At 63.3% G+C, this 14,379-nt stretch carries 16 protein-coding genes and 1 tRNA gene; 10 read left to right on the forward strand and 7 right to left on the reverse strand.

Translation table 11 applies throughout. The features are described from left to right. Positions 1-13: 13 nt before the first annotated feature. The 4 genes from DFK10_RS08595 to tsaD are packed head-to-tail and all read right to left on the reverse strand — an operon-like array spanning position 14 to position 2,763. Positions 14-436, reverse strand: coding sequence for an EVE domain-containing protein (locus DFK10_RS08595; RefSeq protein ID WP_109388615.1), 423 nt, complete (start codon positions 434-436; stop codon positions 14-16). Continuing rightward, positions 436-708 carry a YciI family protein gene (locus DFK10_RS08600; RefSeq protein ID WP_109388616.1) on the reverse strand — a complete coding sequence of 91 codons (273 nt, stop codon included), beginning with the start codon at positions 706-708 and terminating at the stop codon, positions 436-438. The genes DFK10_RS08595 and DFK10_RS08600 overlap by 1 nt, the downstream gene beginning before the upstream one ends. Before the next feature lies 1 nt (position 709). Continuing rightward, the gene (locus DFK10_RS08605) at positions 710-1,672 is read right to left on the reverse strand and encodes an NAD(P)H-dependent glycerol-3-phosphate dehydrogenase (protein WP_109388617.1); all 963 of its coding nucleotides are present in this window, start codon (positions 1,670-1,672) and stop codon (positions 710-712) included. After that, positions 1,669-2,763 (reverse strand): tRNA (adenosine(37)-N6)-threonylcarbamoyltransferase complex transferase subunit TsaD, encoded by a 1,095-nt coding sequence (gene tsaD, locus DFK10_RS08610; protein WP_109388618.1) that lies wholly within the window; start codon positions 2,761-2,763, stop codon positions 1,669-1,671. The genes DFK10_RS08605 and tsaD overlap by 4 nt, the downstream gene beginning before the upstream one ends. Positions 2,764-2,835: 72 nt before the next feature. Here tsaD and DFK10_RS08615 point away from each other — a divergent pair, with 72 nt between their 5' ends. The 4 genes from DFK10_RS08615 (at position 2,836) to DFK10_RS08630 (ending at position 6,519) form a co-directional block, all read left to right on the forward strand. After that, positions 2,836-3,528, forward strand: coding sequence for a uroporphyrinogen-III synthase (locus DFK10_RS08615; RefSeq protein WP_217810106.1), 693 nt, complete (start codon positions 2,836-2,838; stop codon positions 3,526-3,528). 72 nt (positions 3,529-3,600) lie between these two features. Then, positions 3,601-4,935 carry a COG4223 family protein gene (locus DFK10_RS08620; RefSeq protein WP_217810107.1) on the forward strand — a complete coding sequence of 445 codons (1,335 nt, stop codon included), beginning with the start codon at positions 3,601-3,603 and terminating at the stop codon, positions 4,933-4,935. A 10-nt stretch (positions 4,936-4,945) separates the two neighbouring features. Next, positions 4,946-6,400, forward strand: coding sequence for a heme biosynthesis protein HemY (locus DFK10_RS08625; RefSeq protein ID WP_109388620.1), 1,455 nt, complete (start codon positions 4,946-4,948; stop codon positions 6,398-6,400). 43 nt (positions 6,401-6,443) lie between these two features. Further along, positions 6,444-6,519, forward strand: a tRNA-Thr gene (locus DFK10_RS08630). 87 nt (positions 6,520-6,606) lie between these two features. Here the strand turns inward: DFK10_RS08630 and DFK10_RS08635 are convergent. Beyond that, on the reverse strand, positions 6,607-7,278 hold the full coding sequence (locus tag DFK10_RS08635) for a DUF1045 domain-containing protein (protein ID WP_109388621.1): 672 nt from the start codon (positions 7,276-7,278) through the stop codon (positions 6,607-6,609). 49 nt (positions 7,279-7,327) lie between these two features. On the opposite strand from DFK10_RS08635, the gene DFK10_RS08640 reads away from it, so the two are divergent. The 6 genes from DFK10_RS08640 to DFK10_RS08665 all read left to right on the forward strand — a co-directional run bounded on the left by DFK10_RS08640 (position 7,328) and on the right by DFK10_RS08665 (position 13,367). After that, positions 7,328-8,470 (forward strand): alpha-D-ribose 1-methylphosphonate 5-triphosphate diphosphatase, encoded by a 1,143-nt coding sequence (locus DFK10_RS08640; protein WP_109388662.1) that lies wholly within the window; start codon positions 7,328-7,330, stop codon positions 8,468-8,470. Between the two features lie 172 nt (positions 8,471-8,642). Next, the gene (locus DFK10_RS08645; RefSeq protein ID WP_109388622.1) at positions 8,643-9,095 is read left to right on the forward strand and encodes a c-type cytochrome; all 453 of its coding nucleotides are present in this window, start codon (positions 8,643-8,645) and stop codon (positions 9,093-9,095) included. Positions 9,096-9,241: 146 nt separating this feature from the next. Beyond that, complete coding sequence (locus tag DFK10_RS08650; protein WP_109388623.1) at positions 9,242-9,865, forward strand: CDP-alcohol phosphatidyltransferase family protein; 624 nt, start codon at positions 9,242-9,244, stop codon at positions 9,863-9,865. Further along, positions 9,862-11,061 (forward strand): ABC transporter substrate-binding protein, encoded by a 1,200-nt coding sequence (locus DFK10_RS08655; RefSeq protein WP_109388624.1) that lies wholly within the window; start codon positions 9,862-9,864, stop codon positions 11,059-11,061. Before DFK10_RS08650 ends, DFK10_RS08655 begins: the two co-directional genes overlap by 4 nt. 37 nt (positions 11,062-11,098) lie before the next feature. Beyond that, positions 11,099-12,739: an ABC transporter permease gene (locus tag DFK10_RS08660; RefSeq protein WP_109388663.1), complete on the forward strand. Its 1,641-nt coding sequence runs from the start codon at positions 11,099-11,101 to the stop codon at positions 12,737-12,739. Further along, on the forward strand, positions 12,732-13,367 hold the full coding sequence (locus tag DFK10_RS08665; RefSeq protein ID WP_109388625.1) for an ATP-binding cassette domain-containing protein: 636 nt from the start codon (positions 12,732-12,734) through the stop codon (positions 13,365-13,367). The genes DFK10_RS08660 and DFK10_RS08665 overlap by 8 nt, the downstream gene beginning before the upstream one ends. Positions 13,368-13,370: 3 nt before the next feature. Here the strand turns inward: DFK10_RS08665 and msrA are convergent, their stop codons facing one another. Both msrA and msrB read right to left on the reverse strand, forming a co-directional pair. Further along, positions 13,371-13,880: a peptide-methionine (S)-S-oxide reductase MsrA gene (gene msrA, locus DFK10_RS08670; protein ID WP_109388626.1), complete on the reverse strand. Its 510-nt coding sequence runs from the start codon at positions 13,878-13,880 to the stop codon at positions 13,371-13,373. After that, positions 13,880-14,326, reverse strand: a complete 447-nt coding sequence (gene msrB / locus DFK10_RS08675; RefSeq protein ID WP_109388627.1) for a peptide-methionine (R)-S-oxide reductase MsrB — start codon at positions 14,324-14,326, stop codon at positions 13,880-13,882. Before msrB ends, msrA begins: the two co-directional genes overlap by 1 nt. Positions 14,327-14,379 lie beyond the last annotated feature (53 nt).

Raw genomic sequence — 14,379 nt, forward strand, 5'->3', positions numbered from 1 at the left:
ACAGATTGGCAGGTCAATCGGGTTTTGTCCCGCCCAATGCGCAAATCATGCGCCACTCTTCTTCCGAGACAGGCTGCACTGACAGCCGCGAATTCTTCAGCAGCACCATGTCGGCCAGTCGGGGATCAGCCTTGATCTGGTCCAGCGTGACAGGTGTTTCGAAGGGCCGCACGGCCTTGATATCCACGCATTCCCAGCGCGGATCATCCGTGGTGCTGTCGGGATGTGCCTCTGCGATGACCTCGACAATGCCGACGATGCGCTTCTCATTGACCGAGTGGTAAAAGAACCCCCGGTCGCCCACCGACATCTCGCGCATGAAATTTCGGGCCTGGTAGTTGCGCACACCATCCCATTCCTCGCCGGTGCCGCCCTTGGCGACCTGATCGTCCCAGCCCCATGTGTTGGGCTCGGATTTGAAGAGCCAGTATCGCATCAGCCGATCACCTTCTTCCAGGGCCTGATCGAGACGGTTTCGAACAGACCGGCCTTGGCGTAGGGGTCGCCGTCGGCCCACGATCGTGCCTGCTCGATCGTCTCGACTTCGAGAACCAGCAGGCTGCCGCACATCTCACCCGCAGCATCGAGGAATGGTCCGGCCATCTCGACCACGCCCGTTTCCTTGACATAAGCCAGGTGGGCATCGCGGTTGGCCTTGCGCAGATCAATTTGGCCGGGCTTGTCTAGGCAGATCACGGCATATCGCATTTCATTCTTCCTTCAATGGGCGGGACAGCAAGGCCCCAAGTGCGGTTTCGGGCGCCATTTCCTTCGTGGCCAGCGCATGAACGACCGTCGATATCGGCAGGTCGAGATCATGATGCCTTGCCAGCTTTATCAGGGCGGCCGCTGTTGCGGCACCCTCGACGGTGGTCGATGGGTCGAAGGGTTCGTTGCGTCCGATCGACAGACCGAAGCGATAGTTGCGTGACTTGTCCGAGGTGCAGGTCAAGGCAAGGTCGCCGAACCCCGACAGGCCGGCCAGCGTCTCGGGCTGTGCCCCAAGGACATCACCCAACCGCCGCATCTCGGCGAAACCACGTGTCATCAGCGCGGCACGGGCGCTTTCACCGTAACCGGCACCGATGCAAACCCCGCAGGCGATGGCGATCACGTTTTTCAGTGCCCCGCCAAGTTCGGCCCCGATCACATCGGTGGTCCGGTAGAGCCGCAAAGCCGGGGTGGACAGGCAGGATTGCAGGTATTCACCATCGTCCGCATCGGCACAGGCCAGCGTGAGGGCGGTTGGCAAGTGCCGGGCAATATCCACGGCGAAACTGGGTCCGGTCAGCACGGCGGCGCTGGCATCGGGCACGAGTTCGGCCAGCTGCGCCCCGGTTCCCTTGAGCGTCTCAAGGTCGATGCCCTTGCTGCAAGACACCAATCTCTTGCCACCCAGAAGCGCCCGATGTTCTGTCAGCCAGCCCCGCAGGGTCTGGGCGGGCACCGCGACAAGGATTGTGTCCAGCGCCGAAAGAGACTCGATGTCTGACGTGATCGAAATATTCGGGCCAAGCGCAACGTCTGGCAAGCGGCGCCTGTTTTCGCGATGGTTCTGCATGTCGCGTGACTGGTCGCGGTCCCGTGCCCAAAGTGTCACCGGACCATTGGACGAGAGGGCGACAGCCAGTGCCGTGCCGAACGCGCCCGCGCCCGCGACGCCAATCTTCATGCCTTGGCTCCTTTCTTGCCGCCCCCCAGCAGGCTGGGGCTGCGCTGGTCCAGCGGCCATCGCGGCCGCGCGGCCAGGGTCATGTCATCATGCTCGCCCCCGGCATGACGCAGCAACCCCGCATAGGCGATCATCGCGGCATTATCGGTGCAAAGCGCAAGTGGCGGGGCCACGAAATCAAGGTCGAGGTCAGCAGATATCGTCTCTAACCCGGCCCGAATGTCCATATTCGAGGCAACGCCACCGGCCACGGCAAACCGTGACAAGTCGGCCCGGCAAGACCGGGCCATATGCACAGCACGCCGGGTCTTCTCGACCAGAACATCCCGGATTGCCGATTGGAAAGCGGCGGCCAGATCATTCTGGTCCTGTCGGGTCAACCCGCCTTTGGCGTCGACAAGGCCATCCCGTGCGCGGAGCATCGCGGTTTTCAGACCCGAGAAGGACATGTTGCAGTCGTCCCGGTCGAGCAATGGACGGGGCAGTTGGAACCGGCTCGCATCACCCCCCCGGGCCGCACGCTCAATGGCGGGACCACCCGGCTGAGACAGCCCGAGAATCCGGGCGGATTTGTCGAATGCCTCTCCCGGTGCATCGTCAATGGTGCCACCGAGCCGTCTGTAATCCTCCGGTCCTTCGACCAGAAGAAACTGACAATGCCCCCCCGAAACCAGCAGCATGAGATAGGGAAAGGGCAGCCCGTGCGACAATTGGGGCGTCAGCGCGTGGCCCGCCAGGTGGTTGACCCCGATCAGCGGCAGACCCGTGGCGGCCGCCAGGCCCTTGGCGCACATCACCCCGGACAGCACACCGCCGATCAGGCCGGGGCCCGCAGTCACCGCGATCCCGTCGAGATCGGACAGCGAGACATTCGCCTCGGAAAGACACTGTTCCACCACGATATCTAGTTTCTCGGCATGGGCGCGCGCGGCGATTTCAGGCACGACGCCGCCGAAATCCGCATGCAGGTCCGTTTGCCCAAACACGACTGAGGACAGGATTTCAGCCTTGCCGGGAACGCCCCTGACAATCGCGGCAGCCGTGTCGTCACAACTGCTTTCAATACCAAGAAGTGTCAGGGGTTCGTTCATGTCTCGACCGGTTGCACTGGACCTTTTCCGAGGTAACACTCGGGGCCTGATCCGACAATGGCCGGGGGCCGTGTGACACCTGAAAGACCGATCCTTCTGCTGACCCGACCCGAGGCGGGATCGCGGGCCTTTCTGGAGGCATTGACCGACCGCGGTGTCACCGGGGTGACTGCGATCGTCAGCCCGCTTTTCGACTACGAAGCGGTCGAGCATGCCCTTGTCGAACCCGGTGCCGATCTGATTTTCACCTCGGGTGAGGCGGTGCGTCATGCGGGGCCCGGCGCCGGGCGGCTCGCCTGGTGCGTGGGGGATCACACGGCCCGAACGGCTGCGGCTGCGGGCTTTGTCACAAGAAACGCGGGGGGCGATGCAAACGACCTGATCGCCCTCATCCGATCGGCCAAGCCTGAACGGAAGCTGGTGCATTTGCGGGGGGAGGTGAGCGCGGCCGATATCTGTGGGGCCTTGAGCGTTGCCGGGCTGAATTGCAGTGATCGTATCGTGTATCGCAAGATCCCCAAGCCGCTGGCGGAAGATGCCGATGCGGCCTTGATGGGGAAAACACCGGTCCTGCTTCCCCTGTTTTCTCCCGAGACGGCCACGCTACTTGTTGATCAAGGTCCGTTCGCGGCACCGATCACGGTCTGTGCCCTGAGCGAGAACGTCGCCCGCGCGTCAGTGCCGCTGGACCCGGTTGAGGTGAAAATCTCGGCAAAACCGGACTTGGCGACGATGGTCAGACTTGTCGCAGGGCTGATCGCTTGAGGCCCGCCCGCTGGCAGGATAGGCTTTGAGCTGGCCGATGGGTCAGGCGGAACAAGGATTTGGGTGGCGAAGTTGGCGAAATCTTCAAGGAAGAAACCGAAATCGGACCAACCCGAGGTTGTCGAGGAAAACGACCTCGTCGCCGAAACCGAAGCCGATAGGGGCAAGGTCGAAGCGGATGAGGAGGCCCAAACCTCCGAGCCCGACAACGCGGCCGAGGGCATCGAGGATGCTGAAGTCCTCGATGATACACCTGTCGAGTCCGAGTCGGATGGCACAACCGAATCAACTGAAGAGTCCGATGCCGGACCCGGCCCGGATGAGGTGGATATCGAGGCCGAACCGGACCAGCCCGCGGCCAGTCAAGGCGATGCGGACCCGGCGACAACTCCCGTGGTGACGCAACAGCCCCGTCGCAGCAGAGGGTTCTTGCCTTTGCTCATCGGTGGTCTCGCAGCCGGCGGTCTCGGCTATGGCGTCGAGACCTATCTGGACAACCAGCAAGCCGCCGGGCCCGACCTTGCTGCATTGATCGAAGAGCAATCCGGCACCATCGATGCGCTGCGGGCTGAGATCGACGCGATCCCGCCCGCGCCGGATCTGACCCCGCTGCGGGAGCGGATCACCGCGCTGGAATCCGCCGTTTCCGATGAGATTGGCGGTCTCGAAACAAGCTTGTCCGACCGGATCGACGCTATGGATGCTCGTCTTTCCGAAGTCGAAAAACGACCGGGCAGCGATGGCACGCTGAGCGATTCGGCGCTTGCGGCTTACGAACGCGAGCTGGACTCGCTGCGCGCGGAGCTCGACGCGCAGCGTCAAGAGGTCATCGCCATTGCCGAGCAGGCGGCCGAGGATCTGAATGCGGCCCGTGCCGAAGCCGAAGAAATGGAACAGGAAGCACTGCGCGAGGCGCGCGCCGCGGCGGGGCGCGCCGCGTTGAACCGTTTGCGCGGGGCCGTCGAGACCGGCGATCCCTTTGCCGAGCTTCTGGGGGATCTTGAACCCGTCGCAGGCGATCTGCCGGTGGCGCTTACGTCAGTCGCTGAAACCGGCGTCGCCACCCGAGCGACGCTCGAAGATGAGTTCGGACCGGCCGCACGGGCGGCACTGGCCGCCGCCCGAGAAGAGGGCGTGGCCGGGGAAAGCGGCGGTCTGGGCAGTTTCTTGCGCCAGCAATTCGATGTTCGGTCGACACAACCGCGCGAAGGAAGTGACCCCGATGCGGTTCTGTCCCGCGCAGAGGCCGCGGTCGAATCGGACCGGTTGTCCGATGCCCTGGCCGAAATCGCCACGCTGCCGGAAGTGTCTCGCGCCGAGATGACCGACTGGACCGCCAAGGCCCAGACCCGTGCCGATGCGCTGGCCGCGATCTCTGACCTGTCCGAAACCCTGAACACGAACTGAGGCTGCCCTGATGCTCTGGTCCCTGGTAAAGATACTGGCCTTCGTGGCCCTCGTGACCGCCCTGACCTATGGGGGGCTGTTGCTGATGGACGTGCCAGGCGAGGTGGTGATCGACGTCGCCGGCTTCGGCATGACGATGAGTGTTCTCGAGCTGGTCGTCGTCCTTGCCTTGCTGGTCCTGCTTGTCTGGCTGGGGATCAAGCTGATCGGTCTACTGGTGGCAACGTTCAAGTTCCTCAACGGAGACGAAACGGCGATTTCGCGCTATTTCTCGCGCAATCGCGAACGCAAGGGGTTCGACGCACTGTCCGAGGGCATGATGGCGCTGGCCTCTGGCGAAGGGCAGCTTGCGCTCGCCAAGGCGTCGCGGGCCGAGAAATATCTGGGCAAGCCGCATCTGACCAATCTGCTGGCTGCCCAGGCTGCCGAGATGTCCGGTGACAGAAAGACCGCCGAACGCACCTATCGAAAGTTGCTGGAGGACGAAAAGACCCGGTTCGTGGGCGTTCGGGGCATTATGAAACAGAAGCTTGCCGATGGTGACACCGAAACCGCGCTGAAACTTGCCGAGAAGGCTTTTGCCATCAAGCCGCGCCATGAAGAGACCCAGGATACCCTGTTGCGGCTTCAGGCCGAAAAAGCGGATTGGAAGGGCGCGCGGGCAACCCTCGGTGCCAAGCTCAAGAGTGGCACCTTGCCGCGCGATGTGCACAAGCGCCGTGACGCTGTCCTGGCCCTCTCCGAGGCCGTTGAACTTCGTGAACAGGGGGCGGAAAGCAAGGCGCAAGAGGCCATTTTCGAGGCGAACCGTCTTTCGCCCGATCTGATCCCGGCCACTGTCGCGGCTGCCCGGGCACAGATCGCCAAGGGTGCGATCCGGCCCGCGGCCCGGATCATCAAGAAGACATGGACCACCCACCCGCATCCCGACTTGGCCCGCGTCTTTGCCGAAATTGCGCCTGACGAAGACCCGCAAGCCCGGATCAAGCGATTCAAGCCGCTGTTGAAGATCAAGCCGGACCATCCTGAAACCAGGATGCTGCTGGCCGAACTGCAAATCGCGGCCGAAGATTTTCCGGCTGCGCGTCGGGCGCTGGGCGATCTGATAGAAACCGATCCGACCGCGCGCAGCTTGACGATCATGGCTGCCATCGAGCGTGGCGAGGGCAAACCGGATACCGTGGTGCGGGGCTGGTTGACCAAGGCGCTGACGGCGCCGCGCGGCCCGCAGTGGATTTGTGACAATTGCCAGCAGGTGCATTCGGACTGGGCGCCGGTGTGCGGCAATTGCCATGCCTTCGACACGCTCGACTGGCGTCGCCCGCCCGCGGGCGAGGTTGCGATGCCCAGCGGCACCGAGATGCTGCCGCTGATCGTGGGCCAGATCGAGAGCCGGCCGGAAGATGCTCAGGAAGAGACAGAAGAGGCCCATGTGATCGACGGCGAAACCGAAGCGGAAAAATAGCCCTTTTCCTTGGTTGCGAGCCAATGCTAAAGGGAGCGCCGTGGCCGCTGTAGCTCAGCTGGTAGAGCACGTCATTCGTAATGATGGGGTCGGGGGTTCGAGTCCCTTCAGCGGCACCACCCAAACAGGAAAGTCATTGGTAAACCTGCAGCTCGTCGATGTTGCCAGGTCCCGTAAACCCTTGCCTGAGACCATTCCGCGGCACTCTACCCGGACAGGGCATAGCGATGGAGTGTCTGAAATCGCCCATCTTTCCGCTCGCCCACAAGGGTGAGTTCGTCAATTTGAAAGGGCTGCGGCAGGGCCGGCAGTCTTTCCTTGGCAATGCGCGTCAGATGATTGCGATCCGTCGGAACGAGCCGGCTCGACAGCGTCATGTGAAAGCGAAATTCGTCCATGACATGGGGATAGCCCCAGCGGTGCAGGTTACGATCCTGTTCCGGCGTCAGGCCCACAGCCCGCCTCTTGGCGAGTTCGGCCTCGGCGGGTCTGGCACGAAACCGGTCCAGCGTTTCGACGCAGGACGCGGCCAGGGCATCAATCTGGTTTGTCGGACCATCAGGCAACAGCGCCACGAACCCGCCGATGCAGCGCACCGACAAACCGGCCAATGCAATCGGAGGCGTTGCGGCGCAAAATCGGCGCGTTGCATCGGCAAGCGCCGTGGGGTCGATACCCTTCTTCAACCGGAAAGGTGGCTTGATCGTGGCGTGAAACCCGTATTTCCTTGGGGTCTCGGTCAGCGCGGACAGGTCCGGATCCTGTTGGATGGTGCAGGCGGCATCGACATCCCAACCCAGCCAATGTGCGCCGAATCTCGCCAAGTCCCCGCCTTCCGGGGGCAGATAGTAGATCGCAAACCGTGTGAAGTCTGACATGAACACGCCCGCTCTTTCCGCAGCCCTCGCAGACGACGATGACACCCAGATGACAGGCTCTGGCTGCCTTGCCAATGCCTGTCTGGTTCTGCCGGATCAGGTGATCCGGGGGGCGGTTCACTTCGAGGACGGCGTGATCACCAGGATCATCGAGGGCGAGACGGTTCCGGCCGGGGCAATCGATGCGGCAGGGGATTACGTGATACCCGGCATGATCGAGCTGCACACTGACAACCTCGAACGCCATATCAAGCCCCGCCCCAGAGTTGACTGGCCGCACAAGCCCGCATTGCTGGCGCATGATGCGGAGCTGGCGGGATGCGGGATCACCACGGTCTTCGACGCTCTGCGGATCGGGTCGTTCACGGAGCGGCAGACCCACTATGGCGAATACGCTCGCACCCTGGCGGATGAGCTGCTGGCGCTGCGCGCCGAGGGAGCCCTGCGCATCAGTCACATGCTGCACTTGCGGGCCGAGCTGTGTTCGGAGACCCTGGTGGAGGAAATGGCAAAGTTCGGACCCTCGGACCGGGTCGGTCTTATCAGCCTGATGGACCACACACCCGGCCAGCGGCAATTCCGCGACATGGCGCAATTTCGGGCCTATTGGCAGGGCAAGTATGACCTGTCCGACACCGCCTACGAGGCGCTTGTTGTCAAGCTCAAGGCGCTCCAGACAGAGGTCGGGGCGCAGCACGAGGCCGCCGCCGTCGCGGAAGCGGCTCGCATCGGGGCCACCCTGGCCAGCCACGATGATACGACCGCGGCTCAGGTCTCCCACTCGTCGAGCCTGGGGGTCTCGCTGGCCGAATTCCCGACCACGGTCGAGGCGGCCCGGGCTTGCTCCGACCTTGGGATCGCGACGATCATGGGGGCACCGAATCTGATCCGCGGCGGATCCCATTCCGGCAATGTGTCGGCGGAGGAGCTCGCAAGGGAAGGGTTGATCGATATCCTGTCGTCCGACTACGTGCCCGCCGGATTGATCCATGCGGCGTTCAGTCTTGCCGAGATCTGGCATGATCTGCCAAGGGCCATTTCCACCGTGAGCACCGGGCCCGCGACCGCCGTCGGTCTGACGGACCGGGGCCGGATCATGCCGAGCCTTCGCGCGGACTTCGTGCGTGTTGCCCTCGCAGGAGACATACCGGTGGTTCGGGCGACCTTCTGCAGGGGGTTTCGGGTCGCCTGAGGCCGCTACCAAGCGCCGCAGGCGGGCCGAAACACATTGCCTAAGCGCCATGTATATGGTGGCTCTTCGGCGACACCTTGCTGCGCGTCGGAGTTCGGGCTGTTTTCGCGAACGAATCCGACTAAGTTGCGACAGAGGTTCGTCGAGAGTGACAACCAGACTAGGAGACGTCATGACCAAATTCGCAATCACCGCTGCCGCGGTTCTTTTCGCGGCCCCCGCTTTTGCCGACGATCACGCCGCCACTGGCGACGCCGCTGCCGGCGAGCGGGCTTTCGGACGCCAGTGCGTATCCTGCCACAACGTTGTTGACGATGCAGGCGATGTTCTTGCCGGGCGGCCGAATGTCAGGACCGGCCCCAACCTCTACGGGATCGCCGGCGGCACCATCGGTTCTGCCGAGGAGTTTCGCTATGGTCCCGCCATCCTGCAGCTGAACGAAGAAGGCATGACTTGGAACGAGGAGAAATTCGCCTCTTACGTCCAGGATCCGACAGCCTGGCTGCGCGAAGCCACCGGCGATGATCGTGCCCGCTCGAAAATGGCGTTCCGCGTGCGCAACCCCGAGGATGCGGTGAACATCTACGCCTATCTGGCAAGCCTTGACGAAGGCGCCGCCGAGTAACGGTGCCCGCTCGAAAACCGGAACGGCCATGCCCGCGCAGGCGTGGCCGTTTTCTTGTCCAGGGACACGTTCACCTCACTTTCGCGTCAACCGGATTGTCTTGCGGGTCGGTCTTGGCGACAAGGGCCGAAACCGAGGACTGACCGATGCTCGATGCCGCCGCCCGCAAGGTGATTGATCCGCCGCTGAACGTGGCCGGGCGGCGCGTGGCCGCGCTGGGGATCGGGGCGGATACGGTGACGATCCTCGGGTTGGTCATTGGCCTCTTTGCGGCGCTTCTGATCGCGCTGGGCCAGCCGCTCCTCGCGCTGGTCCCCTTGTTGTTGTCCCGCCTTGCCGACGGGCTGGACGGGGCGATTGCCCGTGCCACCGAGAAAACGGATTTCGGCGGCTATCTCGATATCACGAGCGATTTCCTTTTCTATGGCGCGGTGCCGCTGGGTTTCGTGCTGTCCGATCCGGGTGCCAATGGCGTTGCCGGTGCGTTCCTGCTGGTCAGTTTCTATTTCAATGGAACCAGTTTTCTGGGCTACGCGATCCTTGCGGAACGGCGCGGCATCGAAACAACAACCCAAGGTGTGAAATCTCTCTATTTCTCGAACGGCTTGCTCGAAGGAACGGAAACGATCCTGTTCTTCGTTCTTATTTGCTTGTTCCCCTCCGCCTTCGCGCCTCTGGCCTGGATATTTGGAGCGCTCTGTTTCGCGACCGCGGGGCTTCGTATCCTTTCTGCCCGCACTGTCTTCTCACGAACAAAGGACCAGACATGAAATACCTCTCGCTTGCAGCGGCGCTCCTGATGCCGTTTGCCGCTTCGGCTACGCCAAACCCTTCCGACTGGGAGGCTGTCCTTCAGGAGGCCGAGGGCCAGACGGTCTATTGGAATGCCTGGGGCGGATCGACCACCACCAACGATTTCATCGCCTGGGTGGGCGAACGCGTGTCCGAAGACCACGGCGTGACGCTGGAGCATGTCAAGCTGACGGATACGGCGGACGCCGTCACGCGCGTGCTGAGTGAGAAACAGGCCGGAGAGGACACTGACGGCGCGATCGACCTGATCTGGATCAACGGTGCCAATTTCGCGGCCATGAAGGAAGCCGGGCTACTTTTTGGCCCCTTCGCCGAGGATTTGCCGAACTGGGCCTATGTAGACACTGAGGGCAAGACCGTTCAGACTGACTTCACCGTGCCGGTCGAGGCCTATGAGAGCCCCTGGGCCATGGCGCAGGTCGTGTTCATGTATGATACCGCCGATATCGCGGCGCCCTTCGGGTCGATGACCGGAATTTTGGAATGGTCCAAGGCCAATCCCGGTCGTTTCACCTATCCGCAGCCGCCGGATTTTCTCGGCACCACCTTCCTGAAGCAGGCTCTGGTCGATCTGGTGGAGGATCCGTCGGTCCTGTCACAACCGGTCGAGGATGCGACCTATGAAGATGTTACCGCGCCGCTCTGGGCCTTTCTGGAAGAGTTGACGCCGACCCTCTGGCGCGAGGGGCGTGCCTATCCGCAGACTGGACCGGCGCAGTTGCAACTGATCGCGGATGGCGAAGTCGACATGGCCATTTCCTTCAGCCCCGGCGAAGCGACGGCGGCGATCGCGAACTACCAGCTGCCCGACACAGTGCGGACTTTCGTGCTGGATAAGGGCACGATCGGCAATGCCAGTTTCGTGGCCATTCCGTACAATTCCGGGTCCGCTGCCGGAGCCATGGTGGTCGCGAACTTCCTGATGTCGCCCGAGGCGCAATTGCGGGCGCAAGACCCGGAGGTTCTGGGCTATGGCACCGTGCTGGCCATGGACAAGCTGCCCGAGGCAGATCGTGCTGCATTCGAGGCGCTCGATCTGGGCATCGCCACGCTTTCGCCGGCCGAGCTCGGTAAGGTGCAGGATGAGCCGCATCCCAGCTGGATGACCCGCATCGCAGAGGATTGGGCGGCGCGCTACGGCACCGCTCAGTGACGTGCTGCGCCATGTTCCCCTTCTGACGCTGGTCGTCATGCTCGGCCCGGTGGTGGCCGGGCTGTGGGGAACAGTGTTGCCCGCCTTCGGTCATCTGCCGGGGGCGGGTCTGACCGGCCCATCGCTGGTTGCCATGCGCGATCTGCTGGATTGGCCTGGTCTGCGGCAGGCGGTGGGGCTGTCTGTCGTTCCCGGACTTCAGGCCACTGTCCTGTCGCTGGCGATTGTCGTGCTGGTGACTGCGGGATGGTCCGGCACCCGTGCCTTCGGTGTCTTGCAGCGGCTCCTTGCGCCGATCCTCTCGGTGCCGCATGCCGCCGCGGCCTTCGGCCTGGCCTTCCTGATCGCCCCGTCTGGCTGGATCAGCCGCCTGTTTTCCCCCTGGCTTACCGGATGGGGGCGCCCGCCCGACCTGTTGGTCTTGCAGGACCCCGCCGGCTTGGCAATGACCCTGGGTCTTGTTGCCAAGGAGGTGCCATTCCTCTTGTTGATGACATTGGCAGCACTGGGGCAGGTTCGGCAGGAACAGAGACTGAAAACAGCACGAACGCTGGGCTATGACCGTGTTACCGGGTGGCTGAAGACCGTATTCCCCGCTGTCTACCGACAGATCCGCTTGCCGGTTTACGTGGTGCTTGCCTACTCCATGAGCGTGGTGGACGTCGCGATGATCCTCGGCCCGACGCGGCCGCCCAGCCTGTCAGTCCAGATCGTCAAGTGGATGGGCGACCCGGACCTGTCCCTGCGCCTGACCGCGGCTGCCGGGGCGATGTTGCAGCTTGGGCTTGTCGTCTTCGCGCTCCTTTTATGGCGGGCCGGCGAAGCCCTGGTGGCCCGGCTTGGATCGCGCTGGATCGAAACCGGGCAGCGGCACTTCCTGGACCGGCAGATGCGCCGAGCCGGTATCGGCCTTGGCACCCTTGCGGCCGGGGTCGTCATGCTGGCCATGGCGGGATTGCTCGTCTGGTCCTTCGCCGGGTTCTGGAGCTTTCCTGCCGTTTTGCCCGACAGTTTCGGCTTGCGCAGTTGGACCAGACACGGGCCCGGCACGATCACGGCGCTGGGCGAGACTTTCCTCGTGGCGGGCCTCGCGACCGTGATTGCCCTTGCGTTGGTCCTCGGCTGCCTCGAAGCAGAGCAACGGACCGGGCGCACGATAACGACGCGCGGCCTGTGGTTGCTCTACCTGCCGCTGCTGGTGCCGCAGACGGCCTTTCTGCCCGGTCTTCAGATCCTTTTGCTGCAGGCGGGGGCGGATGTGGGGCGCCTGCCCGTGGTTTTTGCGCACCTGGTCTTCGTCCTGCCTTATGTCTTCCTTTCCTTGGGTGATCCATGGCGGGCCTGGGACCAACGCAACGCCGTTGTGGCGGCCACCCTGGGCGCGTCGCCGGGCCGGATCTTCTGGCGGGTGCGGATGCCGATGCTTTTGCGCCCGATACTGACAGCCTTTGCGGTCGGCATGGCGGTCTCTGTCGGGCAATACCTGCCGACGCTCCTGATCGGTGGCGGGCGCGTGGCAACATTGACGACCGAGGCGGTCGCGCTGGCTTCGGGCGGTGACAGGCGGGCCATCGGGGTCTATGGCATCATGCAGACGCTGGCCGCCCTGCTGCCCTTTGCGCTGGCGATCATCGTGCCGACACTGGTCTGGCGAAACAGGCGGGGGCTTCATGTCTGACGGGTTGGTTCTAGAGAATGTCCGCATCACCGATGGCGGGGCAACGCTGATCGAGGTCGATTGCACTGTCGCGCCGGGCGAGGTGCTGACGATCATGGGGCCGTCCGGCGTCGGGAAATCGACGCTTCTGTCCTTTGTGACCGGGACACTGGACCGCGTCTTCAGGGCGACCGGTCGGGTTCTGCTGGATGGCGAGGATATCACCGGGCGTCCGCCGCATCTGCGGCAGGTTGGCATCCTCTACCAGGACGACATCCTGTTTCCGCATATGAGCGTTGGCCAGAACCTCGCTTTTGGGATGGCGCCGGGCGGAAACCGGGCAGACCGGCGGGCGCGGATCGCCCAAGCCTTGTCAGAGATCGGCCTGAAGGGGTTCGAGGGCCGCGACCCCGCGACCCTTTCGGGAGGACAGGCCGCACGGGTGCAGCTGCTGCGCGTGCTGTTGTCTGAGCCGAAGGCCTTGCTTCTGGACGAGGCCTTTTCCCGGCTCGATACGAGCCGACGGGCGCAGATCCGGGAATTGGTCTTTGACATGGCGCGGGCGCGCGACTTGCCTGTCCTTATGGTTACCCACGACGAGGACGATGCCCGGGCCGCTGGCGGCCCGGTTATCCTGCTTGGTGAATAGACCCTATTCCGCCGCGTTTCGCTTGGGCAGGGTCCAGTTGGGGCGAACGAAATGGCAGGTGTAGCCGTTGGGAACACGCTGCAAATAGTCCTGGTGCTCCGGCTCTGCCTCCCAGAAATCGCCGACCGGCGCGACCTCGGTCACGACCTTGCCTGGCCAAAGGCCAGAGGCCTCGACATCCTTGATCGTGTCGAGCGCAATCTCGCGCTGGCGGGCATCGGTGTAGTAGATGGCCGAGCGATAGCTCATCCCGATATCATTGCCCTGACGGTTCGGGGTGGTCGGGTCATGGATCTGGAAGAAGAATTCCAAGATTTGCCGATAGCTGAGCGTATCGGGGTCGTAGATAATCTCGATCCCCTCGGCGTGGGTGCCGTGATTGCGGTAGGTCGCGTTGGGCACGTCGCCCCCGGTATAGCCGACACGGGTGGACATCACGCCGGGCATCTTGCGGATGAGCTCCTGCATGCCCCAGAAGCACCCCCCGGCCAGAACTGCACGATCTTCAGCCATCAGATATCCTCCACCTGGTCCAGATAGGCACCATAGCCTTCGGACTCCATCTCGTCACGCGGGACGAAGCGAAGCGCAGCACCGTTGATGCAATAGCGCAGCCCGCCATGTTCGGGCGGGCCGTCGGGAAAGACATGGCCGAGGTGACTGTCACCATGGGTCGAGCGAACCTCGGTGCGCACCGTGCCGAGGCTGTCATCCATAAGCTCGTTGATATGGGCGGGCTCGATCGGCTTGGTGAAGCTGGGCCAGCCGCAGCCGGACTCATACTTGGCCGAGGACGCAAAAAGCGGTTCGCCCGAGACGATATCGACGTAGATACCTGGCTCCTTGTTCTCCAGATACGGGCCGGTCCAGGGCCGTTCGGTGCCGTTTTCCTGCGTCACGCGGTATTGTTCCGGCGTCAGCCGGGCGACGGCATCGTCTGTCTTGCGATAAGTGGTCATCGGCACTCCTTTCCTCGGCGAGAATATGGGCCTGATGATCAGGAATGCCAGTG

The sequence above is a fragment of the Salibaculum griseiflavum genome (assembly GCF_003129565.1).
Lineage (GTDB): Bacteria > Pseudomonadota > Alphaproteobacteria > Rhodobacterales > Rhodobacteraceae > Salibaculum > Salibaculum griseiflavum.

What these genes read in the sequence shown, in the direction of transcription:
- DFK10_RS08645 (WP_109388622.1), top strand. Translation starts at nt 8,643, where the DNA reads ATGACCAAATTCGCAATCACCGCTGCCGCGGTTCTTTTCGCGGCCCCC.
- DFK10_RS08600 (WP_109388616.1), bottom strand. Translation starts at nt 708, where the DNA reads ATGCGATATGCCGTGATCTGCCTAGACAAGCCCGGCCAAATTGATCTG.
- DFK10_RS08665 (WP_109388625.1), top strand. Translation starts at nt 12,732, where the DNA reads ATGTCTGACGGGTTGGTTCTAGAGAATGTCCGCATCACCGATGGCGGG.
- DFK10_RS08605 (WP_109388617.1), bottom strand. Translation starts at nt 1,672, where the DNA reads ATGAAGATTGGCGTCGCGGGCGCGGGCGCGTTCGGCACGGCACTGGCT.
- DFK10_RS08655 (WP_109388624.1), top strand. Translation starts at nt 9,862, where the DNA reads ATGAAATACCTCTCGCTTGCAGCGGCGCTCCTGATGCCGTTTGCCGCT.
- msrA (WP_109388626.1), bottom strand. Translation starts at nt 13,880, where the DNA reads ATGGCTGAAGATCGTGCAGTTCTGGCCGGGGGGTGCTTCTGGGGCATG.
- DFK10_RS08625 (WP_109388620.1), top strand. Translation starts at nt 4,946, where the DNA reads ATGCTCTGGTCCCTGGTAAAGATACTGGCCTTCGTGGCCCTCGTGACC.
- tsaD (WP_109388618.1), bottom strand. Translation starts at nt 2,763, where the DNA reads ATGAACGAACCCCTGACACTTCTTGGTATTGAAAGCAGTTGTGACGAC.
- DFK10_RS08635 (WP_109388621.1), bottom strand. Translation starts at nt 7,278, where the DNA reads ATGTCAGACTTCACACGGTTTGCGATCTACTATCTGCCCCCGGAAGGC.
- DFK10_RS08650 (WP_109388623.1), top strand. Translation starts at nt 9,242, where the DNA reads ATGCTCGATGCCGCCGCCCGCAAGGTGATTGATCCGCCGCTGAACGTG.
- DFK10_RS08640 (WP_109388662.1), top strand. Translation starts at nt 7,328, where the DNA reads ATGACAGGCTCTGGCTGCCTTGCCAATGCCTGTCTGGTTCTGCCGGAT.
- DFK10_RS08595 (WP_109388615.1), bottom strand. Translation starts at nt 436, where the DNA reads ATGCGATACTGGCTCTTCAAATCCGAGCCCAACACATGGGGCTGGGAC.
- DFK10_RS08660 (WP_109388663.1), top strand. Translation starts at nt 11,099, where the DNA reads ATGCTCGGCCCGGTGGTGGCCGGGCTGTGGGGAACAGTGTTGCCCGCC.
- msrB (WP_109388627.1), bottom strand. Translation starts at nt 14,326, where the DNA reads ATGACCACTTATCGCAAGACAGACGATGCCGTCGCCCGGCTGACGCCG.